24 protein-coding genes and 1 riboswitch are annotated in these 26,283 nt (G+C 47.0%); of the genes, 18 read left to right on the top strand and 6 right to left on the bottom strand.

All coding sequences use genetic code 11. The annotated features are described in order from the left end of the window. Positions 1 to 17: 17 nt before the first annotated feature. The gene (locus ABD014_RS13410; protein ID WP_343861791.1) at positions 18 to 686 is read left to right on the top strand and encodes an HD domain-containing protein; all 669 of its coding nucleotides are present in this window, start codon (positions 18 to 20) and stop codon (positions 684 to 686) included. Between the two features lie 45 nt (positions 687 to 731). Here the strand turns inward: ABD014_RS13410 and ABD014_RS13405 are convergent, their stop codons facing one another. Together ABD014_RS13405 and ABD014_RS13400 are read right to left on the bottom strand one after the other, a co-directional pair. Beyond that, positions 732 to 1,184, bottom strand: a complete 453-nt coding sequence (locus ABD014_RS13405) for a DUF441 domain-containing protein (protein WP_343861789.1) — start codon at positions 1,182 to 1,184, stop codon at positions 732 to 734. 90 nt (positions 1,185 to 1,274) lie between these two features. Further along, positions 1,275 to 2,297, bottom strand: a complete 1,023-nt coding sequence (locus tag ABD014_RS13400) for a YpdA family putative bacillithiol disulfide reductase (protein WP_343862126.1) — start codon at positions 2,295 to 2,297, stop codon at positions 1,275 to 1,277. Positions 2,298 to 2,509: 212 nt separating this feature from the next. On the opposite strand from ABD014_RS13400, the gene ABD014_RS13395 reads away from it, so the two are divergent. Next, a complete protein-coding gene (locus ABD014_RS13395; RefSeq protein ID WP_343861787.1) occupies positions 2,510 to 2,986 on the top strand; it encodes a DUF3939 domain-containing protein in 477 nt (158 codons plus the stop codon). Positions 2,987 to 3,201: 215 nt separating this feature from the next. Continuing rightward, complete coding sequence (locus ABD014_RS13390; protein ID WP_343861785.1) at positions 3,202 to 3,879, top strand: HAD family hydrolase; 678 nt, start codon at positions 3,202 to 3,204, stop codon at positions 3,877 to 3,879. A gap of 84 nt (positions 3,880 to 3,963) precedes the next feature. Here ABD014_RS13390 and ABD014_RS13385 read toward each other — a convergent pair whose 3' ends face one another. Continuing rightward, the gene (locus tag ABD014_RS13385) at positions 3,964 to 4,203 is read right to left on the bottom strand and encodes a hypothetical protein (RefSeq protein ID WP_251407044.1); all 240 of its coding nucleotides are present in this window, start codon (positions 4,201 to 4,203) and stop codon (positions 3,964 to 3,966) included. Positions 4,204 to 4,539: 336 nt separating this feature from the next. Between ABD014_RS13385 and ABD014_RS13380 the strand changes: the two genes are divergently transcribed. The 6 genes from ABD014_RS13380 to ABD014_RS13355 all read left to right on the top strand — a co-directional run bounded on the left by ABD014_RS13380 (position 4,540) and on the right by ABD014_RS13355 (position 8,653). Then, positions 4,540 to 5,364 carry a hypothetical protein gene (locus ABD014_RS13380; RefSeq protein WP_343861777.1) on the top strand — a complete coding sequence of 275 codons (825 nt, stop codon included), beginning with the start codon at positions 4,540 to 4,542 and terminating at the stop codon, positions 5,362 to 5,364. Between the two features lie 60 nt (positions 5,365 to 5,424). Further along, a complete protein-coding gene (locus ABD014_RS13375; RefSeq protein WP_343861775.1) occupies positions 5,425 to 5,613 on the top strand; it encodes a hypothetical protein in 189 nt (62 codons plus the stop codon). A 244-nt stretch (positions 5,614 to 5,857) separates the two neighbouring features. After that, complete coding sequence (locus tag ABD014_RS13370; RefSeq protein ID WP_343861773.1) at positions 5,858 to 6,244, top strand: GntR family transcriptional regulator; 387 nt, start codon at positions 5,858 to 5,860, stop codon at positions 6,242 to 6,244. Continuing rightward, positions 6,241 to 7,107, top strand: coding sequence for an ABC transporter ATP-binding protein (locus ABD014_RS13365; RefSeq protein WP_343861771.1), 867 nt, complete (start codon positions 6,241 to 6,243; stop codon positions 7,105 to 7,107). Before ABD014_RS13370 ends, ABD014_RS13365 begins: the two co-directional genes overlap by 4 nt. Next, the gene (locus ABD014_RS13360) at positions 7,100 to 7,741 is read left to right on the top strand and encodes an ABC-2 transporter permease (RefSeq protein WP_343861769.1); all 642 of its coding nucleotides are present in this window, start codon (positions 7,100 to 7,102) and stop codon (positions 7,739 to 7,741) included. Before ABD014_RS13365 ends, ABD014_RS13360 begins: the two co-directional genes overlap by 8 nt. Positions 7,742 to 7,846: 105 nt before the next feature. Then, positions 7,847 to 8,653, top strand: coding sequence for an SDR family oxidoreductase (locus tag ABD014_RS13355; RefSeq protein WP_343861767.1), 807 nt, complete (start codon positions 7,847 to 7,849; stop codon positions 8,651 to 8,653). Positions 8,654 to 8,766: 113 nt separating this feature from the next. Here ABD014_RS13355 and gluQRS read toward each other — a convergent pair whose 3' ends face one another. Continuing rightward, the gene (gene gluQRS, locus ABD014_RS13350) at positions 8,767 to 9,729 is read right to left on the bottom strand and encodes a tRNA glutamyl-Q(34) synthetase GluQRS (RefSeq protein ID WP_343861764.1); all 963 of its coding nucleotides are present in this window, start codon (positions 9,727 to 9,729) and stop codon (positions 8,767 to 8,769) included. A gap of 505 nt (positions 9,730 to 10,234) precedes the next feature. On the opposite strand from gluQRS, the gene hrpB reads away from it, so the two are divergent. Beyond that, entirely contained in the window at positions 10,235 to 12,799 is a 2,565-nt protein-coding gene (hrpB, locus tag ABD014_RS13345) for an ATP-dependent helicase HrpB (protein ID WP_343861762.1), read from the top strand. A gap of 458 nt (positions 12,800 to 13,257) precedes the next feature. On the opposite strand, the gene ABD014_RS13340 is transcribed toward hrpB, so the two are convergent. Next, entirely contained in the window at positions 13,258 to 15,423 is a 2,166-nt protein-coding gene (locus ABD014_RS13340; RefSeq protein ID WP_343861760.1) for a YhgE/Pip family protein, read from the bottom strand. A gap of 468 nt (positions 15,424 to 15,891) precedes the next feature. On the opposite strand from ABD014_RS13340, the gene ABD014_RS13335 reads away from it, so the two are divergent. The 6 genes from ABD014_RS13335 (at position 15,892) to ABD014_RS13310 (ending at position 21,817) form a co-directional block, all read left to right on the top strand. Further along, positions 15,892 to 16,392: a PTS sugar transporter subunit IIA gene (locus ABD014_RS13335; protein ID WP_343861758.1), complete on the top strand. Its 501-nt coding sequence runs from the start codon at positions 15,892 to 15,894 to the stop codon at positions 16,390 to 16,392. A 28-nt stretch (positions 16,393 to 16,420) separates the two neighbouring features. Further along, positions 16,421 to 17,884: an N-acetylglucosamine-specific PTS transporter subunit IIBC gene (gene nagE, locus ABD014_RS13330; protein ID WP_343861756.1), complete on the top strand. Its 1,464-nt coding sequence runs from the start codon at positions 16,421 to 16,423 to the stop codon at positions 17,882 to 17,884. A 195-nt stretch (positions 17,885 to 18,079) separates the two neighbouring features. Next, the gene (locus tag ABD014_RS13325; RefSeq protein ID WP_343862124.1) at positions 18,080 to 19,249 is read left to right on the top strand and encodes an FtsW/RodA/SpoVE family cell cycle protein; all 1,170 of its coding nucleotides are present in this window, start codon (positions 18,080 to 18,082) and stop codon (positions 19,247 to 19,249) included. Positions 19,250 to 19,382: 133 nt separating this feature from the next. Beyond that, the gene (locus tag ABD014_RS13320; RefSeq protein ID WP_343861754.1) at positions 19,383 to 20,237 is read left to right on the top strand and encodes a sensor histidine kinase; all 855 of its coding nucleotides are present in this window, start codon (positions 19,383 to 19,385) and stop codon (positions 20,235 to 20,237) included. After that, complete coding sequence (locus ABD014_RS13315; protein ID WP_343861752.1) at positions 20,212 to 20,847, top strand: response regulator; 636 nt, start codon at positions 20,212 to 20,214, stop codon at positions 20,845 to 20,847. Before ABD014_RS13320 ends, ABD014_RS13315 begins: the two co-directional genes overlap by 26 nt. 412 nt (positions 20,848 to 21,259) lie before the next feature. Further along, complete coding sequence (locus ABD014_RS13310) at positions 21,260 to 21,817, top strand: 2'-5' RNA ligase family protein (protein WP_343861751.1); 558 nt, start codon at positions 21,260 to 21,262, stop codon at positions 21,815 to 21,817. Between the two features lie 69 nt (positions 21,818 to 21,886). Here ABD014_RS13310 and ABD014_RS13305 read toward each other — a convergent pair whose 3' ends face one another. Then, positions 21,887 to 22,759, bottom strand: a complete 873-nt coding sequence (locus ABD014_RS13305; RefSeq protein ID WP_343861750.1) for an enhanced serine sensitivity protein SseB C-terminal domain-containing protein — start codon at positions 22,757 to 22,759, stop codon at positions 21,887 to 21,889. 315 nt (positions 22,760 to 23,074) lie between these two features. Here ABD014_RS13305 and ABD014_RS13300 point away from each other — a divergent pair, with 315 nt between their 5' ends. Both ABD014_RS13300 and metE read left to right on the top strand, forming a co-directional pair. Further along, complete coding sequence (locus tag ABD014_RS13300) at positions 23,075 to 23,437, top strand: replication termination protein (RefSeq protein WP_120461562.1); 363 nt, start codon at positions 23,075 to 23,077, stop codon at positions 23,435 to 23,437. Positions 23,438 to 23,539: 102 nt separating this feature from the next. After that, positions 23,540 to 23,737: riboswitch (cobalamin riboswitch) on the top strand. A 158-nt stretch (positions 23,738 to 23,895) separates the two neighbouring features. Continuing rightward, the gene (metE, locus tag ABD014_RS13295; RefSeq protein WP_343861749.1) at positions 23,896 to 26,193 is read left to right on the top strand and encodes a 5-methyltetrahydropteroyltriglutamate--homocysteine S-methyltransferase; all 2,298 of its coding nucleotides are present in this window, start codon (positions 23,896 to 23,898) and stop codon (positions 26,191 to 26,193) included. The last annotated feature ends 90 nt before the right edge of the window (positions 26,194 to 26,283 follow it).

Genomic DNA, 26,283 nt, shown 5'->3' with positions numbered 1-26,283 from the left:
GAGAGGGGCTTGAATATATGGGAATTAAAGAGTTGACCGATCTTCAGGAACACTTGATCCAGGAAGCCGAGCAATTTGCCCATGCGGAATTGGAGCATGACCAGACCGGGCATGATTGGTGGCATATCCAGAGGGTTGTTCAAATGGCCAAGCGGCTAGCCCGGGCCGAGAAAGCGGATGAATTCATCTGCACGGTTGCAGCGTTACTCCATGATGTGGCGGACGAGAAGCTCAATGTCTCGAAGCAGGCTGGACTAGATAAGGTCAGCGACTGGCTCTCAAAGCATGACTTTAAGGGAGCCGACCAGGAGCATATTATAGAGATCATCTCGAATCTATCCTACAATGCCGGCAAGAACCCGCCGATGCATACACTGGAAGGACAAGTTGTACAGGATGCCGATCGGATCGATGCTATTGGGGCGATTGCTATTGCGAGAGCCTTCCTGTATGCAGGGGTAAAGGGTAATCCCATTCATGATCCGCAAATTCCGCCGCGAAGCGAGATGACCGCGGAGCAGTACAGGCAAGAGAAAAGCACGGGAATTAACCATTTTCATGAGAAGTTACTTAAATTGAATAGCCTGATTAATACCGAATCCGCGAAGCAAATTGCGGCAGAGAGACATTCCTACATGGAACAATATGTGGAGCGTTTCTACCGGGAATGGTCAGGGGAAGAATGATAGAACAGGCCTCTGCACTGATATGCAGAGGCCTGTTTTGCTGATTTACATTTTGCCGATCAGAAGTGAGAGAATACCCGCCGCGATGAGGGGGCCGACAGGAACGCCGCGGAAGAAGGCGACACCGAGCACGGTACCGATCAATAGTCCGGCAACAATCGTCGGCTGATTCCCCATCAGGGCGGCTCCGCGTCCGCCTAACCAGGCCACGAGCATTCCAATGCCGATCGCAAGTATCGACTTCCAATTGAAGAAGGATGACCAGAGCGTCTGCAGCGAGAGTTTACCGCTGGCGACCGGAGTCATGACACCGATCGTCAATACGATAATCCCGATCGTAAGTCCGTACTTCTCCAGCCAAGGGAACATGAACTGCATGTGCAGCACGCGAAGTAGAAGAAGTACGATCATTGCGACGGTAATCGGCATATTGCTGCTGAAAATTCCGAGTGCTGCCATCAATAGCAGTAGCAATGAAGTCATATCAATCTGATTCATAGCGAGCTCTCCTTAATAAAATGCGTGTGAATTCAAGATTAGATGTCGAGTAGCTTCATGACTTACTTCGTGATCAAAAGTGGAATGAGGCTATTCTCGCCCAAGGGAGGACAGAATATGTTCGGCGATAACCCGCCCATGTCCGCGTCCTGTCTCGATAAATACTTCATTGGCATTTTGTCCTGAAGCAATAACACCTGCGACATAGATCCCCGGGACATTCGACTCCATCGTCTCCGCATCAAACTTCGGTTTTTCCATCTCATCGGTTAGCTCCACACCGGCCTCATGAAGCAGTTTGCGGTCAGGGCGGAAGCCTGTCAGGGCAAGCACAAAATCATTCGGAAGGTGGACATGGTTATGATCGCTTAGTTCCACAACAATCTCCGCAGCCTTAATCTCAATGACTCGAGAGGATAACATCAGATTAATTCTCCCTTTGTTAACGAGACCCTCAAACAGTGGCTTCACCCAAGGCTTAATGGATGAGGACAACTCATCTCCACGGTAAACCATTGTGATCTCTGCTCCAACCCGGGACAACTCCATAGCTGCATCTACAGCAGAGTTGCTGCCTCCGATAATAGCAACCTTCATCCCCGTATACGGATGGGCTTCTTGAAAATAATGGGACACTTTATCTGTATCTTCCCCAGGAATGCCAAGCATATTAGGATGATCGAAATATCCGGTAGCGATAATGACATAACGTGTCTCATATTCCCAGACCTCGCCGCTGCGGGTGATCGAATGCACTTTAAAAGTACCATCTTGCAGCCGCTCGATCTTAGTTGCTTCTTCATAAGAAGCTATAGGGACTTCATACTGCTCGCTGACTTTGCGATAATAAGCCAGGGCTTCATGCCGGAATGGCTTCTCATTCGGGGTCGAGAAAGGCATATCGCCAATCTCCAGCAGCTCTGCTGTACTGAAAAACTGCATATGCGTTGGATAAGAGAAAATCGAATGGACAAGGCAATGCTTCTCCAGAACTAGCGTATGTAATCCGCGGCGCTGACATTCGATCGCAGCGGATAGTCCGCATGGTCCAGCTCCGATAATGATAACATCCTGCATGAGATACCTCCTAGAACGATAACAATAGTTGGCAATTCACTAAAAGAATAAACCATATCCATCCTACAGCAAAAGTTCTTTAATATCCAGACGTGCAAAAATGAATACATTTTCAAGAAAAAAATTGACAATATAGTGACAATTACCGTATAATTCGCTCAAAATATAAAATTAAGGATACACTAGAAGTGTAAACGCTTTCTGTTATTCGCATTTCTATTATAAAGCGTAAAAGGGAGGAAAGGATTATGCCTCTATTTTGGAGAAGAAAAAATAGCCGCAAGCCCCCCCTTGCCGAACCTAAGCCTGCGATCCATGTGACACTGGAGCAGGTCAAAAAGGCCGTGTTACAATTCGAAGCTGACATGCCTAAGGGTATTTCGCGGAAATCACTGCTGCTGTCTGATGGCAGCCTGGAATTATCGCGTTTGTCGAGATATTTGGGCGGAGTAAGCGATCAGAAGTTCTTTCTATCGAGGGAGACGTACGAAATATTTGAAGAAGCAGATCGGGAAATTCCATATTATCTGGATATCGTTCAGGTTGCTGTAGACGATTATATAGAGGAACGGGGAAAAATCCCTGTTCTGGGCAATTCGCAGTATAATCAGGTCGATGTCCGACTGCTAAGAGATCAGCATTATTTGAAGGAATTACCGCCTTTTCCACTGTACATCACCGACCAGGAGATGCTGCTGACCCACAGGCGCAAAGAGAGCATGTAATACAATTGGATAAATTTGAAATGAAGCGTAAGCCTGCGTGTCGGGCCTGCGCTTTTTTCGTTGTACATTTACCTATTTAGGGAATTATCGATGTTAAGATTGAGGCCAAAAGTAAAGTATGATAGGGATGCCAGGGTTGACACGTTTATTAGAATAAAGTAAGGAATACAAGTAAGATATTTAAAAAAATGCAAGAGACTTCATAGGGGGAAGACATGAGTATCAAAGCTATACTGTTTGATCTGGACAACACATTAATGGATAGAGATTGGACATTCCGGCAATTCGCCTTACAGCTTATTGAGGAGTGCCTGGTGGAGATGAGTGCGGAGGAGCGGGAACAGCTGGCAACTTATATGATCGAGAGCGACGCAGATGGATATCGCGAGAAGCAGGGATTCTTCCAGGAGTTGATCGAGAGACTTCCTTGGGTGAAACGGCCAGATCTGGACGAATTAATGAGATACTATGAATTAAACTATATGACTCATGCCAGAGCCATGAATCATGCTGTCTGGACATTGGAACAATGCAGAGTGCTTGACCTCAGACTTGGTATTATCACGAATGGCAGGAGCGAGATTCAGCATGGCAAGATCGATCTGCTTGGTTTGAGACCATTCTTTGACACGATTATCGTGTCGGAGGATATAGGCATAAAGAAACCGGACCCAAGAATTTATAGGACTGCGTTGGCACGACTGGGAACAGCGGCAGAGGAGACGATTATCGTGGGCGATCATCCGCGAAATGATATATGGGGAGCAGCAAACATAGGCATCAGAGGCGTGTGGCTTCGCCGAGCACATGGTTGGGACGCGGAGCTGCAAGGGGGCAAGCCTTGGCATGAGATTCATGAATTGAACGAGCTGATCCCGTTGATTCGCAGCTAATCTCTAATCCTGACTTAACAACGAAAGACCCGTAAGCGAATAGCTGCTTACGGGTCTTTCTATTCTAGTAAAGTAATGTCGTGATTAATAGAGCGATAGTGCCACAGTGTCAAATTCGCTCTTGCTATGCAGAATCGCTTCGGATCCTTCAATTTCGATACTAATCAATGAGTTCAAGCATTTCTTCAAGGCGTTCTTGCCGTTTTGCAATTTGTTATCGAGAGCGCTTGTCAGCAATTTTAATGTACGTTGAATGGGTTGTTTCGTCTCAGCATTAAAATATACGGGAACTTGAACATTTTGAAAGTTTATTAAGATTCTCATACCAGATCACCTCTATACAGTGGTTTCATATTACACATTGTAGGTTAGAATGCTTAAAAATACATTAATATTTCATTATTTTTCAATTAATGTTTTGTGACGCTTGTAAGACAATCATACATATTTGCTTTTATAATACTAGAAAAAAATACTAGGCACAACATTTTCAAGAAAGTTGCGTCAAATAAGTTGAACCGTCTCTGATAACATGGTAGATTGCTATATGGGAATTCTTGAGTTGCTTATAAATAGTTGCTGCAACTGAGTTTATCCGGTGTTGTGCACCTATTTCGAGGTTGAATGAAATGGAAAATGATAGAAAAAGGGGGTGTAAAAATGGACACCGTAGAATCAGACCAGCCGGGCGAATTCATCATAAGCTCTATGGAATTATATTTCATGATTAATCTATTAGGGGAGAAGGGCTTGCCGGATCGAGATACGGAAGCTTTTGTGCTTCAGTGTTGCGGATCCGATTCTGCAGAGCAAACCTGGCATGAAGGTAGAGAATTGCTGAAGAGTAGAGGATATTTCATCCCCGGAAAAGATGGAGAGCTTCGAATTTCAGCCCAACTGCTTATTATGCTCGGTCATATTTTTCTAGCCAAGAAAGCTTATTTACTGCAGTATATATTGGACGGCCGGGAGTATGAGGAGTTTCTGTATATACACGAAGATAAAATCATAAGAATCGAATGTCTCAAGATAGATGAAGGACAATATCGATTAACTTATTTGAACATAGATGATAATGAGCTTGTGCATTCATTCGGCTGCACGGAGCAGAAGCTGCAGAACCCTGGAGAGCTTCCGGCTCTTATGTTGTCCAGGAGTCAATTTGATGAGTTATTATCTGAAGCTAGACAGCTTGATATAGAGGATTTGATAGAACAGCTCTCGAATACTACAGATGAACAGGAAGCCATGATTGCTTTGGCGAGATGTATCAAATCTAATACCTCCAAAGGCTCGCTTCGTTTTTATTTATGGAATAATAATGCCTGGGAAGTTCAATACGTACAATTTATGAGTAATCATCATGTGAATTGGTTGATTCGATCAAGCGCGAAGCATGATGAGGACTGGATGATCGCAACACCTACTTCGATGGAGAATATCAAGGAGATGATTAAGGACTGGCTGGCCGAGCCTATTTCATGAATTACTTCGTCATCATACGGGGAAGTATTGAATAACCTTTTACTCGAGGGGGAGTAGATAATGAGTTCATTTAACAATAATGATGATGTTCGTGATCTTCGCGAGCGTGTGGAGCGGTTGGAAAGAGAATTCGAGCAGTATAAGAGGCAACCAACCCGGCCAAGTCATTATTTTAAATGGTTTATAACGGGCTTTCTCATTGTAACTGGGGCCATGATCCTGGTTGGAATCCTTCAGTTTTTATTGTAGTAAGATAGAAAGAAAAACCAAACAAGCTTACTCATAAGGGCTATCACCTTGGTGATGGCCTTTTTGTTGTGAACGCTGACCGTTAGAATTAGAAATTATTCTGACTCTCATTCTGGTTCAAATTCCGACGGAATTCACTTAGGGTGTATAACTTTAACTATCCGTTGCAAAATATGCGCAAATTGTATATATTGTATATATACACTAGCAACGAACATAACACTGATGGTGAAGAAGGTGAAATATGAACATTTTATTGTCCCACTCTTCGGGAGAACCCATATATTTGCAGATTGTCAGACAGATCCGCAGCGGTATTTTGCAGGGGGAGCTTGCGCCAGGGAGCGCTCTTCCGTCAATCCGTCAACTGGCCAAAGACTTGCAAATTAGTGTCATAACGACAAAGCGGGCGTATGACGAACTGGAGCAGGAAGGGCTGGTCGACTCTGTAGTGGGCAAAGGTTCATTCGTATCAGGTGGGAACCAGGAATTTATCCGTGAGCAGCAGATGAGACAATTGGAGAAGCAGATTAGAGAGCTGCTAGATGGGGCTCATCAAATTTCAGTGTCCACCGATGATCTGATCGAATGGATCAGGTTGTTAGATCAAGAGGGAGGTAAAGAGGGATGAATGCGATTGAAGTTCAGGGGATAGGCAAGAATTATAAAAATTATGAGTTGTCGGACGTTACATTTGAGGCCCCCAAGGGATATATAACCGGACTGATCGGCCCGAATGGAGCGGGGAAGAGTACGATTATTAAAATGATTATGGGGATTGTAACGCCGGATAAGGGCAGCATCCGAGTACTGGGGCAGGACACGGGGAAGGAAGATGCTGTATATAAGCAGAAGATCGGTTATATTTCCGATGAGAATATTTTTTATGATTGGCTAAGCATGGAGCAGATGAAGAAGGTTGTAGCTCCTTTTTATAAAGATTGGGATGAGCTCGCTTTCCAGAGGTATATGGATCAGTTCGAGCTTCCGATGCGCAAGAAGATTAAGGACTGCTCCAAAGGAATGAAGATGAAATATGCGATTGCGATCGCGCTGGCACACAATCCTTCGCTGCTCATCATGGACGAACCTACAGCCGGGCTTGACCCGGTGTTCCGTCGTGAATTGCTGGAGCTGTTGTCTGAATATATATTGGATGAGCAGAAGACGATTCTGTTCTCAACTCATGTAACGACTGATCTAGATCGGATTGCCGACTATGTGACGTTCTTGAATCGGGGAAGGCTTGTATTTACAGATACGAAGGATGACATTCTGGAGCGGTATGTGCTTATCAAGGGCGGCAAGGAGCTACTGGATAATGATGTGCGTCAAGCCTTTGTCGGAGTCAGAGAGACGAGCCTGGGCTTTGAAGGGTTGTCTGCGGATCGCAGCAGTGCGGTCTCCATGTTCGGTAATTCGGTAATGTATCAGCAGCCGACACTGGAGGATATTATGTATTTTACGGTAAAGGAGAGGAAGGTCCGTGCCTAATATTATCAATCTGGTCCGCAAGGATTTCATTCTACAGCGCCGTTATCTATGGATTATCGCACTTTACGTACTCGCGTTCTCTGGAATGTTCTCAACGAATAATCCGAATATGCTATATGGTCTCTTCCCGGGGATGATGCTGATTCTCGTCGTTGGTAGCGATATGCGGCTGGGCAATCAGCAGTTCCTGGTCACATTGCCGATTAAGCGCAGCATTATCGTGTTAGCCAAATATGTATCCTCAGTCTTGGCCATTTTCTTAGCGGAAGCTGTTTGCTTTGGAGTCAGCTTTGGGATAAGGCAATTCAATTCGGAGATTGTATTTAATGAATACTTTCTGTTAGCCGGAAGCTTGGCTTCGGTGCTGTTGACGATGAGTATCTATTTGCCTTTGTATTTTTGGCTTGGTATACACGGTGCGCAGTTTTTGAATATCGCCATGATGGTACTTGTCATGCTGGGCAATATCGCCATATCGAGCATTGCGAGTGACACGAATGACATTGAGCAGGTCATTTCATGGATCAATTCCCATCAGACAGGGAGTATCGCGCTTGGAATAAGCTCATTGCTGCTGATCATCGTCATATCCTATCTGATCTCCTGGTCCATCTTTAAGAGAAAGGATCTTTAATGATTAAATAGCCCCTCATTATGGGTAATCTTGTGACAGGGACTTTTGCATGAACAGACGTTATGTGTCTGTGTCGCATGATCTATAATGAGGAGCGTGTTCAATATGACAGAAAATCTTAGCAAGTCCGGAAGATTTAGTGGAAGAACAGCGCTGATCACCGGAGCGGGCTCTGGGATCGGTAGAGCGGCAGCATTGAAGCTAGCGGGGGAAGGGGCCAATGTCGCTCTCTTTGATCTTATCGATGAGCGCACCCGTAGTACGGAGCGACATATTAATGAAGTGATTGATGGCCATTCACGAGCTTTCGATGTCGATGTTGCTGATCCGGTAAGGGTCGAGCAGGCCGTGAAGGAAGTGGCGACTCATTTTGGCGGGATTGATATCGTCTTCGCAAATGCCGGGATTAATGGTGTGCTGGCGCCTGTGGAGGAATTGAGCTTTGAGGATTGGGAGAGGACGATCAGCATTAATCTGGGTGGTACATTCTTGACCGTCAAGCATACCGTACCTTATTTGAAGCAGCAAGACAGTGGAAGCATCATCATTACGAGCTCGATCAATGGTAATGACCGCTTCTCCGGCTTCGGAATGTCGGCATACAGTACAACGAAGGCGGGACAGGTTGCCTTTGCCAAGATGATGGCGCTGGAACTAGCCAAATATAAAATCCGCGTTAATGTCATCTGTCCGGGTGCCATTTCGACGAATATTGATTCGTCCACTGAAGTTCGTGAAGAACTGAAGGAGATCGTGATTCCCGTCGAGTATCCGGAGGGATCGCAGCCGCTTGCGGATGGTCCGGGTCAACCTGCTCAAGTAGCCGATTTGGTCGCTTTCCTGGCTAGTGATGAATCCTCGCATATTACAGGTGCGCGCATTGTCATCGACGGTGCGGAGTCGTTGTTGTAGTTTGCATAATAGGAACACAGGAACGGCATAGAATTTTGTGAAGCTGCTGTGCATGATTTTAGGGAATATAGGTGATATGCGCTAAACTCAATAGCCCCTGTCTCTCCCTGGGTTCAGGAGGGCAGGAGCTGACGGATGATTTGCTGTGTCAGTATAAAAGGATGGCGCGCGACCTGCTGCAGCGAGAAGCTGCTGACCAGATCGCTTGCCTGGACGGGCTCCGGCTTGCTGATGATTCCGCAGATGTAGGCGATCCAGCCGATGATCGCCTCCGGCCTCGCGCCAGCTGTGCGCAGCGCGGATATGCCGAGATCGCCATGCCGCTTGGCCAGGCGATGTCCGTCTTCGCCGAGCAGCAGCGGTGCGTGGGCGAAGGTAGGCGGGGTTAGCTCCAGCGCTTGGTAGAGCTGGAGCTGGCGCGGCGTGGAGTCGAGCAGATCGGCGCCGCGCAGAACATCGGTGATGCCCATCAAGGCATCATCGATGGTGACGGCGAGCTGGTAGGAATACATCCCGTCTGCTCGCCGTACGATGAAGTCCCCGCCACTGCCGGGCGGGAACGATTGCGGGCCAAAGATGCCATCCTCGAAGGAGGTGGCATCCTCGCCAAGAGCAAAACGCAGCGAAGGCGTCTTGCTCTTGGCTTTTTCTATGCGCTCCGCTTCGCTTAGGAAGCGGCAGGTCCCGGCGTAAGCCGTGCCCTCGGAGGCGAGGCCGTGCGGCGCGCCGGCTACAGCCAGCAGCTCGGCGCGGCTGCAATAGCACGGATAGAGGCAGTGCTTCGCCTGCAGCTTGACCAATGCTTCATGGTACAGTTCGAGTCGCTCGCTTTGCCAATAAGGGCCATAGTCGCCGCCCACCTCTGGGCCTTCATCCCAATCCAGCCCGAGCCATTTCAAGTCGGTGATAATTCTCTCTGTAATCTCCGCTCTGGAGCGCTGTATATCAATGTCTTCAATTCGCAGAATAAATTGTCCGCCAGCCGCACGGATTTGCAGCCAGGATAGCAGGGCGATTTTGGCGTTGCCAAGATGCATATCCCCTGAAGGAGTAGGCGCAAAGCGTCCTCGTCTCATCTTCCAATCACTTCCTCGTACCATAACTTTCCTAGCACATTATAACTCTTCAGGGATGGGCTGTGAACAAGAGCAGCAAATGTTGAATACATAGGCTTATGAAGTATAGGTAGTATGCTTCATGGAGGCCTATCTCTATCAGCGGTTTAGCCTCATATCTTATTTTGAAGCGACCTGCTAAGAATAAGTGCTTAATTACAACTATTTTGGCTTTATAAGCCGCTCCTTGAACATATAGTTGCATCTATGCACTTATTTGTTGAAATACACAGGGCACTGGAGAAAAAAAGAGAAAATAGCTTCATATCCGCAACTAAATTTCTCTTTTGAGCAAAAAGTTGGCGGAACAAATGTACAAATACAGTTATTTTAAAAACGGAAGGAGCTTGCGCACTGTAAGTGAATTCTATACGCTATACATGGCAGTAAATAAGGAGCCGGAGATGATGTTCTCTGGCCTGCACAAATTGATCGTATACACAAATTGAACGTACAGGAGTTATTTATGTATAATTCACAACCGATGCCAATCGATAAGGTGTTGCCAACACTAATAGAAAAATTACATGAGTATGGACGAGCCGTCCTGACAGCGGAGCCAGGGGCGGGGAAGACGACGCGAACGCCGCTGGCCCTGTTGGATGAGCCATGGCTGAATGGCCAAGGTATCATCATGCTGGAGCCCCGGCGTCTTGCTGCGCGAGCCGCGGCTGTCTATATGGCACAGCAATTAGGCGAATCCGTTGGAGAGACGATCGGCTACCGCATCCGTACGGAGAGCCGGGTGTCCGCCCGTACTAGAATTACTGTTGTAACAGAGGGAATTCTGACAAGGATGCTGCAGAATGACCCGGGTTTGACCGGAATCGGACTCATTATATTTGATGAATTTCATGAGCGGAGCTTGCATGCGGATCTTGGATTGGCGCTGGCGATGCAGAGCTGTTCCTTGCTACGCGAGGATTTACGGATTCTGGTCATGTCGGCGACACTGGATGCTGCCTCAGTGGCTGGTCTGCTTGGAGACGCCCCGGTTATTGAATGCAAGGGCAGCATGTATCCCGTGGAGACGATTTATGCGCCAACGCGGCAGAATGTACCACTGGAGACGGCGGTAGCTCGCACTGTTCTACATGCGCTAAATGCCCATTCGGGCAGTCTGCTTGTGTTTCTGCCTGGTGCAAGGGAGATCCGCCGTGTGCAAAGCGCGTTAGAGCAAGAACAGCGGTTGGGCAGCGACGTGCTGATCACCCCGCTCTATGGGGCGCTGCCACAGGAGATGCAGCAGCAGGCGATTGCCGCACCGCCTGTAGGCAAGCGCAAGATCGTATTGGCGACGTCTATCGCCGAGTCAAGTCTGACCGTGGCCGGGATCACGGTCGTCATCGACAGCGGCCTGCGGCGTACTGCGTTGTTCTCGCCGCGCACCGGCATGAGCCGGCTCACGACGATGCGCGCGGCGCGCGACTCGGCCGACCAGCGCCGCGGCCGGGCGGGCCGCCTCGCTCCCGGCGTATGCTACCGCCTCTGGAGCGAGACCGAGGGTCGGCAGCTGGCTCCGGCCACGCCGCCGGAAATGCTGGAAGCGGACCTGACGCCGCTTGCCCTTGAGCTCGCTGCCTGGGGCGCCAGCCCGGAGGAGCTGATCTGGCTGGACGAGCCGCCAGCAGCGAAGTACCGCCAAGCGACCGAGCTGCTGCGCCAGCTCGGCGCACTGGATGCGGCCGGTGCGATTACGCCGCACGGCCGTCAGATGGTCTCGCTCGGATTGCATCCGCGGCTCGCCCATATGCTGCTTCGCGCGGTCTCGCTCGGGCTCTCCCGCGCGGCCTGCCGTCTGGCCGCGCTGCTCGAAGAGCGCGACCTGTTCCGCGGGCAAGCCGCTGCCAATGACAGCGATCTGCGCACGCGCCTATCGCTAGTGATGGCAGCTGGCGAAGAAGGAAGCCCGCGTCCCGGTGCCGCTCATAGCGCCGATGTGGACCGCTACGCCTTGCAGCGATTGTTGCAGGTCAGCGGCCAATGGGAGCGGCAGCTTCATAAGATGGCCGCTGATATCCAGCCCAGTAACAAGATGGCTAGTAGAAAGGCCGATGATTGGCTGTCATTTTGCGGGCTGCTTGTCTCTTTTGCTTATCCGGACCGGATCGCCCGGAGACGCCCGGATGGAAGATACCTACTGCGTTCGGGCCGGGGAGCGGTATTCCGGAATAGACAGCTGCTCGGCGAAGAGCCGTTTGTTGCCATTGCAGAAGTTGATGACGAAGGCGCGGAGGGCCGTATTTTGCTGGCTGCTCCGCTGCCTGAGGAGCATGTATATGAGTATTATCGGGATCAGATGGAGGAGAGCGCTCATGCGGACTGGGATGAACATACTGGGGCAGTGCGAGTGCGCCGTCGTCTGACGTTAGGAGCAATACTGCTGCAGGATAAGCCTGATCCAAACCCAACTGCAGAGCGAATATCAGAAGCTTTGCTTAGCGCAGTGGCGGAGCAAATCGATACGCTCCTTCCTTGGAATGCCAAGTCAAAACAGTTGCAGGCACGAGTTGAGTTCCTGCGCCGCCTTGAGCCTACCTGGCCTGATCTAACGGATGAAGCATTGGCTCGTCACGTGCATGAATGGCTAGCGCCTTATGTGACCGGTATGCGTAAGCGTTCGGAGCTCCAGAGCCTGTCGCTATATACGATTCTGGAAAATAGGATCGGCTGGACACGAATGCAGGAGCTTCAGACTGAAGCTCCGACTCATTTGATCGTTCCAAGCGGATCCAAAATACCAGTTCAATATGAGGGTCCGCAGGCGCCATATGTCTCAGTCCGTCTGCAGGAGGTATTTGGCATGATGGAGACGCCGCGAATAGGCTACGGACGCATCCCGATTACGCTGCATCTGCTATCGCCTGCCAGCCGCCCTGTCCAGGTGACCTCGGATTTGCGCAGCTTCTGGAGCGGCACTTACTTCGAGATCAAGAAGGATCTAAAGGGCCGCTATCCGAAACATTACTGGCCGGATGATCCGTTGGAGGCTACGGCCACCCGCAAGGTGCGCCCCGATCGGAATCACTAACGAAACACCATATCGCTATTTGCGTCAAAACAGGCTTCTGAAAAATGTAACGAAACAAGGGATCGCTATTTTGTCAAAAAAGCCGTTCAAGGCCTGAATATATTGCAAATAATGATACGTAGTTTCGTTAAAATAATTACCGACGTATTTTCGAAGGAATAACGATATGTAGTTTCGTTAGGACGATTCTATGTAAAGATTGCCCCTTCTTAATAAGAAACAGCCTGTTGAATTAAGTTCAACATGCTGTTTCTTCAAAGGTATATTTCCGCCCCAATAATTGTTCGAAGATAGTCATCCTACTCATTTATATGCTGCTACATCTGACGGAGACGGCAATTTCAGTGGAAAGAACCACATAGAATATGGTTATTCCATTAGGCATAGTCCGGTACAATTCCAATCAAACAACAGAAATTTAGGAGCTTAGTTCTCGTTGGGTGAGCTGCTTCCAGGCTTCAATGGATCAAATGTCCGGATTTGGCTTTTTTGACCCATTTTGCGGAGATGCGGTTCACGAATCGCTTGAGACCCAGTCCAAGAATTAATGATAAGCCAACATAGATAAGCAGAATGCTAATGTCTCTTGTAATCAAGCCGGCAACGCTGCCTCCGACGGCCTCGCGCATCAGCCCGATTCCGTAGGTGAAGGGCAGATAAGGATAGATCGCCTGGAAGAAGGGCGGTGTTACCTGGATGGGGAATGTACCGCCCGAACCAGCTAATTGCAGGACGAGCAGAACGATTGCCATCGCTTTCCCAACATTCCCGAATACGGATACCAGCGTATAGATCATGAGCATGAACACCGCGCTGATCAAGAGCCCGAACAGTATGAATCTGAGTGGCTCCGCGGCATAGGTACCCAGAATCCAAAGATCTCCCGTCGTGACAAATAGCGATTGCAGCAATGCCAGCGTCAAGAAGGTGAAGAAGCGACCAAAATACTCGTGATAACTGCGTATTGGAACCCCATGAATGGTCTTGTCATGCACTTCGACGGTAAGCATGGAGACGAGCAGCAGGCCGCCGACCCATAATGATAGGGTGGTGAAGAAGGGGGACATCGCCGATCCATAATTCGGAATCGGGAACATCCGGGTCTCCTTCAAGATGACAGGCTCGGCAAAAAAATTGCTCTCCTTGGCATAGTTCAAACTAAGCAGATTGATGAGATCCTCTAGCGATCCTTTTTCCTCCAGGGCTGTGATGCGGTCGGTCACTTCTTTAAGCTTTCGCTCCGCCTCTGGGAGGCGTCCGCGCAAGGTTTTGGCTTCAGTTGTTGCTATAACCAATCCTTTCTTTGCGTCCTTAATAATATCGCTAACGGTGGGCAAGTCGGACAAAGCTTCTGACAGGATGTTCTTCGTATGATTAGCGTCCTTTTGCGCTTGATCGAGAGCGGCTGCCATCGCAGGGAGTATCGTGCTGTCGAAGCTGCCGATGAGCCCATCCAGACGCCCGGAAGCATCCTTGGCCAGAGCATTGAATTTTTCAAGTAAGGAACGTATGAAGTCTTTTCCTTGGTCTGCAGATGCGGAGATGTCCCTTACGATTTGCGCCATCTGTCTGAAATCCGCTGCAATTCGGTCCAGTTCAGCTATTTTTGCACTTAATCTGGGGCTAGGAGCAATCGACTGTAATCGACTTAGCAGCTTGCCAAGTGAATCAGCTCCCTTGGCAGCCGTAGATAACCCAGTCTCCAAATGCTCCGGCAGCTGCAATGGTCCCAGATCTTCAGCTACATCGAGGCCGGATAACAGATTGTTGCTCGTCTGACCAGCCAGATCGGCCAACTGCTTAAGCTGCTCTAATGTCTCTTTGGCTACTGGGCCGGCTGCTTGTACAGCGTCCTTACTGCGGGCAAGGAAATCAGAGGTTTGGCTGGCAAGGCCTTCGCCTTTTTGGGCTAGTTCGGCGACAAAGGGCAGTTCTTTTTGCACTTTAGTGACAATGGTTTGTCCTTTTTGCAAATCCGATACAGCGATATTTGCCGCTTCGTTAATCTCCGGGAAGAGCTGTACCATTTGAAAGGCGAGATGCCTGGCGTTGTTAATAAGGGGAAGCTCCTCTCTTAATTCCACCCCGATTTCATTGAAAATACGAAAAATCGTCCCGTTTGCTGTCTTCACAAAATTTTGGCTGACTTCGCTAACGATCGAGCTAGCTCCCTTGGCCGTAATTTTTGGCGCGACGGCATTAATCTTCTCATTGACATAGTATTGGATTTCCGCTTTCTCAGGGTTCGGGGTAAGAACCGTCGCAATTCGAGCTGAGAAATTAGCCGGAATGATAATGACAGCATAATACTTGCCATATTTTAAGCCCCGAATCGCCTTGTCCCTGTCGGTGAATACCCAACCAATATTATGGTTCTCATGCAGTGAGTTGACGATCTCTTTGCCTAGAGCAATGGATTGTCCGCGCATTGAAGTTCCGGTGTCTTCATTTGCAACCGCGATCTTGATCCCCGAGGTCTGACCATACGGATCCCAGGATGCACCGATATTGAACCAGGCATATAGGGAAGGGAGGAAGATTAATCCTGATATGATGATGGCGGCAGCCCAATTGGTAATAATGCCACGTAAATCCGAGCCATAAATGAATAGTATCTTTTTCACAGCAATCTCCATTTTCGTTTTTTGCTTATTATTCCGAGATGTCGGTAGAATCATCCATAGCTTGGTACTTCATTGCCGAGAAATAGAGACGCTTTCAATTTTCCTATTGACGTTACCAGAAGCTTGATTTATTATAGTCACATAACAACATACCGATTACATTTGGCGTGTTACCATTCAACTTGTGGGCATGAGCCAAGAAGAGCAGTCCTATTTCTTTAGGATTCTTTTCTTGGCTCTTTTTTGTTTGAATCTTTAGGCAGAAGAATTCTAAGTCTAGACTATGTCTAAGGAACGAATGACACCCGTTATGTAAACGGTATCAAGATAATGATGACGTGGGGAGGGAGCCGGACAAGAATAGTTCTTATGCGAATGTAAGATTATAGAAGATAAGATCGTATTTGAACGTTTAGGTCGGAATAACCATTGGTCATCTAACATACAGGATTAGGAGGAGTTTAACTCATGTTTTCTAAATGGAGAAAGAAATCAACTGAAAGCAAGCAATTAGAAATTCTAGCACCGGTTACAGGTAAGGCCGTTCCGTTAACTGAGGTTCCAGATGAGGCATTTGCAGCAGGGCATATGGGCAAGGGGATCGCGATTGAGCCAGCAGAGGGTAAATTGATCTCACCATTCGACGGCACCGTCGTACATGTGATCAAATCGAACCATGCCGTCATGCTGGAGCATGCTTCAGGGCTGCAATTTCTGTTCCACATCGGTATTAACACCGTTTCATTGAAAGGTGAGGGTTTCACTTCACATGTCAACATTGGTGACAAAGTGAAGGCTGGGCAAGTGCTGATCGAATTCGATACCGCCAAGATTGCTGGCGCGGGTTATCCAACGATCACGCCAATTATTGTTACAAACGCTGATGAAGTGACCGAGAGCTTAGAAGGACTCAGCGGACAAGTGACAGCAGGCCAAGACGTCATTTTAAAGGCGGTTATGAAGTCTTAATATCACTATTTGAAAGGATGATTGTTCAATGCTAGCTTTTCTTCAGAAGATCGGCAAGTCGTTGATGCTCCCGGTAGCAACTTTACCAGCAGCAGCAATCTTGAATCGCTTCGGCAACATTGACTACATCAATGAGTTTCACTTTGGGGAGAATGTAGGGGGATTCTTTAATACTTATATTGCTCCGTTTTTGAATGCGGGCGGTGGTACGATATTCGATAACCTCCCGTTGATTTTCGCAGTCGGGGTTGCCATCGGATTAGCTGGAGATGCCGTAGCGGCTTTGTCAGCAGTCATTGGGCAATTAATCTTACTCAAGTTGCTTGCCATTGTTCCAGGAATATTCCCTGGTATGATGCAAGCAGGAGCAGATACCAAATTGAACATGGGTGTTCTTGGAGGTATCCTGGTAGGTTGTATTTCAGCATATCTATACAATAAATACCATAAGATTAAGCTGCCGGATTGGCTAGGATTCTTTGGTGGCAAACGTTTTGTACCTATGATTACAGCTTTTACTATGATCTTTGTGGGCTTAATTTGTGGTTTGATTTGGGGGCCAGTACAAAGTGTTCTGGATACATTCGGGAACTGGGTTACGAGTCTCGGCGGAATAGGGTCCGCAATTCACATTGTTGCTAACCGTCTTCTCGTACCATTTGGACTGCATCATATTATCAACACTATCGTATGGTTCCAAATCGGTGATTTCACCAACGCTGCAGGCGATGTTATACATGGTGACTTGTACCGCTTCTTCGCTGGAGACCCAACAGCGGGTATGTTTATGACAGGGTTCTTCCCAGTTATGATGTTCGGTCTTCCAGCAGCAGCATTTGCTATCATCCATACGGCTAAACCAGAAAGACGTAAAGCGGTTGCGTCTATCTTCATGGGTGCCGCACTTGCGTCCTTCTTGACAGGTATTACTGAACCATTGGAATTTGCGTTTATGTTTGTTGCTCCTGTACTTTATGGTGTGCATGTCGTCTTGTCCGGTATCTCAGCATTTGTAACTTATGCATTTGGTATGAAGCTCGGTTTTGGATTCTCAGCCGGCTTTATAGACTATGCAATCAACTATGGACTCTCAACGAAACCATTGCTGCTGATTCCAATAGGTCTGGTTACCGCGTTGGTATACTATGTGTTGTTCCGCTTCCTAATTGTGAAGTTGAACCTGAAGACACCAGGCCGTGAAGATGATTTTGATGCAGATGAGGATGAAGAGAATACAACCTCAAGTTCTGTATCTACAGATAGCCGTTCCGCCCAAATTTTGACTCAACTTGGCGGACCTAGCAACATTAATTCGGTGGATGCGTGCATTACACGTCTACGTCTTATTGTTAAAGATGAGAAAGAAGTCAATGATGCCGGATTGAAGAAGCTTGGTGCTTCTGGTGTAATGAGACTTGGTAAAGGTGCGGTTCAGGTCGTATTCGGTCCACAATCCGAAGCGATCAAGGACGAAATTAAGAAGATGTTGTAATACGGATTTGGGTTAACCTTCGTTTACTTACAGGGCAGATCATTTGGGATCTGTCCTGTTTTTTTTGTTGATCTCCAATCCCAGATCATTCCTTCGATGGTTGAATTATGATAATATGAATTCAAGAATTTGCCGATTGTCAGCTTGGTGGGAGCAGCTTGTCCAAATCCAAAGTGAAGATGTGAAGCCATGGTTATATTAGACAGGTTAAAAAGATTTGACTTCGTCATTCTGTTTATTCTGCTGTTATTTATGGGCATTAGCATCGCCGTTCTGTATAGTGCAACCATGAACACCGCATATCAGGGATACCATATGCAAATGCTGAAATATTACTTTTTTGGTTTTTTTGTTCTAGCTGTTATCTCCTTGGTCAATTACCGAATTTTACTCAAATTGGCCCCTTATATTTACTTGCTTGGACTTGGCCTGCTGGTACTCGTAAATTTTATCGGGAACACCTATCATAACGCCACAGGCTGGATGACGATTCCGGTGGTCGGAATGAGCTTCCAACCCGCTGAATTTTTCAAGCTTCCTCTTGTGCTGTTCCTAAGTTATATACTATTTCGCAAACAGAAGCCTAAGCTGGGATTCTGGCGAGACGTGCTGCCGATGTGTCTCATTACATTCATTCCATTCGCCGCAGTTATGGTGCAGAATGATCTGGGGAACGCGCTAAGCTATCTTGTCATCCTTGGCGGTATGCTGTGGATTGGGAATATTAAATACACCCATGCCTTTCTAGCTGCAGTCTTATTAGTAGGAGCGGTCTTCGGAGGGATTGGGGCATATAAGAAACATCATGATGAGATTCAGCAATTTCTCGTCGATATCGGCCGCCAACACTGGATCAATCGGATTGACCCTTGGCTGATGCCAGAGATTGCTACGGATGATGCGGCTTATCATACGAGAAATGCCAAGATGGCGATCGCTGCCGGCGGTATGAGCGGTGAGGGCTATATGCAGGGGGAGAATGTGCAGTCCGAGCGGGTTCCTTTTACATATTCGGACTCGATATTCGTCGTGATTGCTGAAGAATTCGGCTTTGTCGGCAGTTCAGTCGTGCTGCTGTTGTATTTTGTGCTCATCCATCGCCTGATATTGATATCATTGGAATGCAAGGAACGGGCTGGCCCATATCTAATCGTAGGCATTGTGTCCATGCTCCTCTATCAAATCTTTGAGAACATCGGGATGTTCATCGGGCTGATGCCACTTACCGGAATTACGCTGCCATTTATCAGTTATGGTGGAACTTCGCTAGTGATTAATATGATTTGCATGGGTCTGGCGATCAGCATTCGCCTTTATGAAGAAGAGGAGAGGAAAGAGCATCATCATTCTACGTTGAGTTTATAATCATTAATTCAGATACCGCTCGAACATGGGGCGGTTTTATTTTGCTTGTATTTATACCCATCCTTGCATAATAGCTTATAATACTGTTGGCAGGTGGACGAACCTTATATGAAGTGGATATTGGAGGTGCAGCATGTCATACCGACAGTTAAAATGGATGATCTTGATTGTCCCGACGCTGCTGATCGGGATTTGGGAATATGTCAGACATCAATTTCTGATGCCGTATTTATCGATGGATACAGGCAATTACTTAACACCTGTTCTGCTGTTTATGATCAGTGTGACCTTGCAGTATAAATGGTTCCGCAAGCTGGAGAGCATGCAGGAGGAACTACAGAAGGAGAGGTCTCTCAAGGCGAGCTGGGAAGAGCGGGAGCAGTTAGCCAGAGAGCTGCATGATGGCATCGCGCAATCTTTGTTCCTGTTGTCTGTCAAAGTGGATCGGGCGGAGAAAAGACAGAATTCCAGCGGGGAAGCGGCGGATTTGAACGAGCTCCGGAATACGATTCAAGACGTTAATCGCTATGTCAGGCAGGCGATATCCGATCTGAAGCTGCCGCCAGATATTGATGCGGAAGGGAACCGACTTTCATTCCCGGAGCGAATTCAGCAGATTGCTGATGAGTATCAGCTGGGTCTCCATCTGGATTGGACGCTAACAGAGGAACGGTGGTCAGCCAAGGAGAAGCTGGAGCTGCTTGCCTGCATCCGGGAAGCAATCGTGAACGCTAGCAAGCATGCTGCTGTTCAGGACATATTTGTGCAGGGAAGAGAGCAAGAAGGAGCTTTTCAAGTAAGCATTATCGACCGGGGGAATGGCTTTGCAGTAGGAGAACTATCGCCGGAGCGGTACGGACTGCGGATCATTAAGCAGCGAGCCAAACAGATGGATTGGAGCTTAACCGTAGAATCTATGTCTGGAGAGACCTGTATTATGATCCAAGGAGGACAAGGAAATCATGAGAACCCGCGTATTAATCGTTGATGATCATCCCCACGCTCGCGAAGCGATTAGTGATATCCTCTCGGAGGACGAGAACTTTGAAATCATCGGATTTGCTGAGAGTGGAGAGGATGCTGTATTACAGACTGAGATGTGGATGCCAGATTTAATTCTACTGGACATTCATCTCCCAGGTCAGGACGGACTTGCGACGACGAGAGAGATCAAGCTGAAGTTTCCTTATGTAAAAATTGTGCTTGTCACCGTCTCCGATAATGTAGCTTATCTATTTGAGGCTTTGAAGCAGGGAGCGCAGGGCTATTTACTGAAAAATCTTGAGCCGGGTATTTGGCTTGAATACCTTCGCGCAGTGGCTAGTGAGGAAGCACCGATGACAAGTGAGCTGGCTTTACGTATTTTACAGGAGTTTTCATTACAGAAACCGAATCAGGCCAGTCACCATCCTCTTACGAATCGTGAACGCGAAATACTTGACTTGGTCGCCCGAGGGATGACTAACCGGGAGATTGCTAAGGCTCTCGACATTTCCGATCAGACGGTGAAGAACCATCTGAAGAACATTATGCACAAGCTGCATCTGGAGAATCGGGTACAATTGACGCGTTATGCCATGGAGCAAGGGTGGATTTAGAGCGGGTCTGTAGATTCGCCGAGTTGGATATAACATGCATAGGAACGCTAGAACAGCCCAAGAACTCTTTTTTTGTAAAGGCTATGTTAAACCTTATTGTTGATATTTGATAATTACGAACAAATGTTTCATATCACAGTCGTTTGAAGAAATGGATGGACCAAGCCAAATAATGTTGCAACCAAATACTTGCAACATTATTTGGCTTGGTTCCGTTACATAGACAGCAAGGAATACGAGAGTACGGCTTCGAACAAGAAAAATATGTTGGTCAAATCATGCCTGTTTGCAGTGACCGACACGAACGCCAAACTTCGGCTTTCTGCTTATACTTGTTAAACGGCAGGATTGCTCATGGTACCGTTGAATACTCTTCATTGCAAGGGTTATAGTTATTGAGGAGGTTATAGAGGTGTACGGAGTAGTTGCTCATTTTGACCAGGATACAGAGCTCTATATAAAGCAGGTTTGGAAAGAGTTGAGTGATAATGCAGTTTCCAAATATGCAGAAGAAGTACAAGATAGACGACCTCATATTACGATAGCAGGTTATGGCTCTGACGTAGATATCGAGAAATTCATAAGCGATTTTGACTGCTTTTATGAATCTAAAAAACAACTTTCAATCACTATGAACTCGATAGGGACCTTTTTGAACACGGGGATTTTATTCCTTGCCCCTGTTCCCTCCAAAGAATTTTTAACGTTCCATGCTAATCATCACAGTTTCTTTGAAAAATATCGAATGAATGCTGAGTCTGAATATCTTCCTAATAACTGGATACCTCACTGTACAATAGCAAACAGATTAAACGATGAGAATTTAAAAGAAGCGATGTCTTACTGCAATAAAAGAATCGAAAGAATAAGTGCTATTATCGTTGAAATATCAGTAATCAAAGCTATATACGAGAATAATAAATGTATAAAGTCACCATCTATTCATACGAAAGCTTTGGGCATTGTCTAAAATTACAATCTAACCAAAGTATCACGTCACAGTGCAACCGCCTTACTCACCAAGGCGGTTGTCTTATGCTCAATCATAGCCTTTGTAAAAAGGCTTAACATTGGACTTAAAGTAATCTTCCAATCCTGATGACCCATCCAACTGAATAAATGTGACGGGTGGGTCAGGAACGTGTACGGAATTTACCACCATTCCTGCTTTGGCTACAATCTCATTCATGTTGTCATTCACTTCAAGAGCAATGAGTGTGTGTGATTTCTCATCCATTTGTGGGTTGAAGAAATGCGCATGATAGGCGAGCTTTACTTCTTTCATATCTGCAAATAGTTTGCTTAGCGCATCAAGGAGCTCTTTGGGTTTAATGGCCGGTTGTCCGATCATAACCTCTGTCTCTTGCTGAACTTCATATTCCTGGGAAGGGCCAAAAATGGATCCATCTAAAATGGACTCTATTTCTGCTGCCGTAAATTCTTTTCCATAGCTTGAAGTCGGATTTAGAAATACATCGGCACCACGAGTTAATTGAAAGAATTCCACGGCATTCATTGAACAATAATTAACCTCCTGATCAATGGCCTCTTGTAGACGGCGTAATGAAGTAAAGATCGGTATATATAATTTCTGGTTGATTTCAATATTTAACAATTGAATCGATGAACCTTCTTTTAATACTCCTTCGTTCGTATCAGTTTCACTTCCGTATTGAATGGTGTAAATATTGGAACCCACCAGTTCCTTGTAAAAATCATATCGGGCAGAGGGATCGGTTGCTGCCGTCATTAAAATTTCCTCGAGCTTATTCTCCGGTTCAAACGTCATTATTTTTTCACTCCAATCGCGATAGGAACTATAGATGAGCTTATCTTTAATATCTCGTACCACTTTATCGTAATTTTCTTTCCACTCATCATAAGTATCAAATTCTTCTTTAACCTGTAACAATCATACTTGATTTTACTATTTTTCCAACGGGAGTATAAGCTTCCAAACTCCTAGTTCCTTATTTCACAACCGGTTATCTAGTACTAAAAGCTGAAAGTAAGGAAGGACAACAAACAATCTCTTGTGGTATAATTTCACTATGTGAAAAATTCATAATAGTAAGATCAAATTCATGCTGCTTAGTTACTTTTATCTTGATTGTTACTCTTACGACGATCTAGCAACGTTAATATCATCTGAAAAGAGTTATTAAATCAACTATTGTGAAAAATTCATATATTAGGTATACTGGAAACAAAAGGGAGGTGGCAGCCCATGGCTTTTATGATTGCCCAGCGGGCTTACATTAAGTTATACCTGATTACGAAGGTGGAGCAGCGTCGTGGATACGGTTATCAGATGCTGGAGGAAATGAAGGAGGAATTCAAGCCGTTCGGGTATGTGCCTCCGCTGAGCGAGATTTACCGGGCTTTACATGAGTTGGTGCAGGAAGGAGTTCTATATCGGACCAAGCAGCTGAAGGGAAATGATCCAAGCGTCGACTTTCAGGAGATCGTACTGTACCATTTTACGGAAGAAGGACGGGACAAGGCTAAGCTCTACAAGAAGCAGGTGAAGGCCGATCTCGATCGCTGCATTGGTATGCTGCAGAAGGCGGTTCAGGACAATTATAACTAGTTATAGTAAATTCCGATAAGACTACTGTCCCCGATACATAGTAAGATGATAACAAAGAATAAGAATTAGATTCAAAAAGGCCAGTTTTGAATTACCTATCAATTTAATATTGTGGGGATAGGTGCTCCAGTCTAATGGATTGGGAGCTTAAAAGGGAAGTCCGGTTCAATACCGGCGCGGTCCCGCCACTGTAACAGAGGAGTCCGTTGCGATTCTTGCCACTGATACAAGTCTATCGGGAAGGCAGCATGAAGACGTTGAATCTGGAGCCAGGAGACCTGCCTATTCTGACAACACTGCATTACCTACGGAAGATAGGGAGGTGTTAAAGATTACTGCCATTGTAAATCCATACAGAGGTTCTCTTTAGCATTGCTTAAAGGGGGCCTCTTTTATTTAACTGGACTGGATTTATGAACTTGTGTCTCATCAAACATTATTCATGGAGGTTGATTGAATTGAGAAAAATCGTAAGCGGTAATCTGGGCTACCCAAGAATTGGACGGAATCGGGAGTGGAAAAAAGTAATTGAGGCTTATTGGGCAGGGCAAATCGCGGAGCCTGACCTGCGGGAACGACTGACTGCGATCCGCCTGGACAATTTGCGTACGCAGCAAAGCAAAGGAATCGATGTCATTCCAGTCGGTGATTTTACCTATTATGATCATGTGCTGGATACGGCGGTGATGTTCGGATTAGTCCCGGCACGATTCGAGTATGATGGTGGTCCAGTACCACTAGACACCTATTACGCTATTGCCAGAGGAAATAAACAGGCTGCGGCCAGCGAGATGACCAAGTGGTTCAATACGAATTACCACTATATCGTACCTGAGCTTGGAGACAGAGAGCCGAAGCTGACTGTAAATTATCCGCTAGAGGCGTACCGGGAAGCGAAGCAAGCTCTGCAAATGGAAGGCAGACCCGTATTACTTGGTTTGTATACGTTCCTGAAACTGTCCAAAGGATATGGAGAGGGAGAGTTCAACGTTTGGGTCGACAAGCTGCTGCCGCTCTATATTCAGGTGCTGCGTGAGCTTGCGGCAGAAGGTGCAGCCTGGGTACAAATCGATGAACCAGCTCTCGTAATAGAGCTAACCGCAGAGGATATCCAGCAACTTAATTTGATTTATAAGACGATTGTTCAGGAAGTACCGGGAATCTCCATCATGCTGCAAACCTACTTCGCCGCAGTGTCCGGTTATCAACAGGTGATTGCTCTGCCGGTACAAGGAATTGGCTTGGATTTTGTACACGGTCTAGAGGGCAATCTTTCGGCACTGCGAGAATTTGGCTATCCGGCAGGCAAGGTGCTCGGAGCAGGAGTCATCGATGGACGCAACATTTGGCGCAGCGACCTGAAAGCGGCCAAGCAGCTGTTGGATGAGATCGTAGAGCTAGCTCCAGAGGCGGAAAAGGTTATCGTGCAGCCATCGTGCAGCTTATTGCATGTACCAGTCAGCCTGCAAGGAGAGACAGAGCTGGAACCGCTTCTGAAGGATGCACTGGCCTTTGCGGAAGAGAAACTGGATGAAGTCGCTAGTCTTAAGGAATCGTTCAGCAGCTCGTCCATCCCTGCCCTATTTGCGGAGAATGAGCAGTCCATTCAGGCATTATCTGCTGCTCCGGTCCGTAATCGTCATAATGTTCGCAGTAGGGTGGAGCAGGCGTTGCAGCAGCCCTCGGAGCGGAAGAACAAATTCGCAGTACGCAGAGTGAAGCAGGAGCAGAAATGGAAGCTGCCATTGCTTCCGACGACGACCATCGGCAGCTTCCCGCAGACGAAGGAAGTACGCTCGGCACGGCAGAAATGGCGCAAAGGCGAATGGAGCACGGAGCAATACGATCAATACATTCAATCTGAAATTGATAAATGGATCCGAATTCAGGAAGAAATCGGATTGGATGTGCTCGTACATGGAGAGTTCGAACGGACGGATATGGTTGAATTTTTCGGCGAGAAGCTGCCTGGCTTTGCTTTTACACGTGGTGGATGGGTTCAGTCCTATGGGACGCGCTGCGTGAAGCCGCCGATTATTTACGGGGATGTGGAATTCGGTCAGCCTATGACTGTAAAGGAGACACAATATGCTCAATCGCTGACACAGAAGCCGGTTAAAGGGATGCTGACCGGACCGATCACCATATTGAACTGGTCCTTCGTGCGGACGGATATCCCTCGCAAGAATGTTGCATATCAGATCGCCCTTGCCTTGCGTGAGGAAGTAGAGGCTCTGGAGAGAGCAGGGATCGAGATGATTCAGGTGGATGAGCCTGCGCTTCGAGAAGGGCTGCCCCTGAAGCGGGAGGACTGGCAGGAATATCTGGACTGGTCGGTCAATGCTTTCCGGATTTCTACAAGCTCAGTGCAAGATACGACGCAGATTCATACGCATATGTGCTACTGCGAATTCCAGGACATCATCGATTCGATCCAGGCCCTGGATGCGGATGTGATCTCGATCGAGACATCACGCAGTCATGGAGAACTGATCAGCAGCTTCGAAGAACATACTTACCCGCTCGGCATTGGTCTTGGCGTCTATGATATTCATAGTCCAAGAGTTCCTTCTAAGGAAGAGATGTTGTCTCTGATCGAACGGGCACTGGAGGTATTAGATCCACAGTTATTCTGGATTAACCCCGATTGCGGACTGAAGACAAGAGGGCAGGAGGAAACTGTCGCAGCTTTGTCACATATGGTGTCAGCGGCAGAAACCTATAGAGAGAAAGTAATTTCACGTTCTTTAATGTAAAATAATGAAGATGTGACAAAAGATACAGAAAATTTTCTAGAAACTGCAATTGACAAATCACCTTGGGTAATTTACTATGTTAACGATATC

This window comes from Paenibacillus motobuensis (genome assembly GCF_039521865.1).
Lineage (GTDB): Bacteria > Bacillota > Bacilli > Paenibacillales > Paenibacillaceae > Fontibacillus > Fontibacillus motobuensis.
Note: the sequence above shows the minus strand (reverse complement) of the source record. Positions and strands in the feature narration are given on the sequence as shown.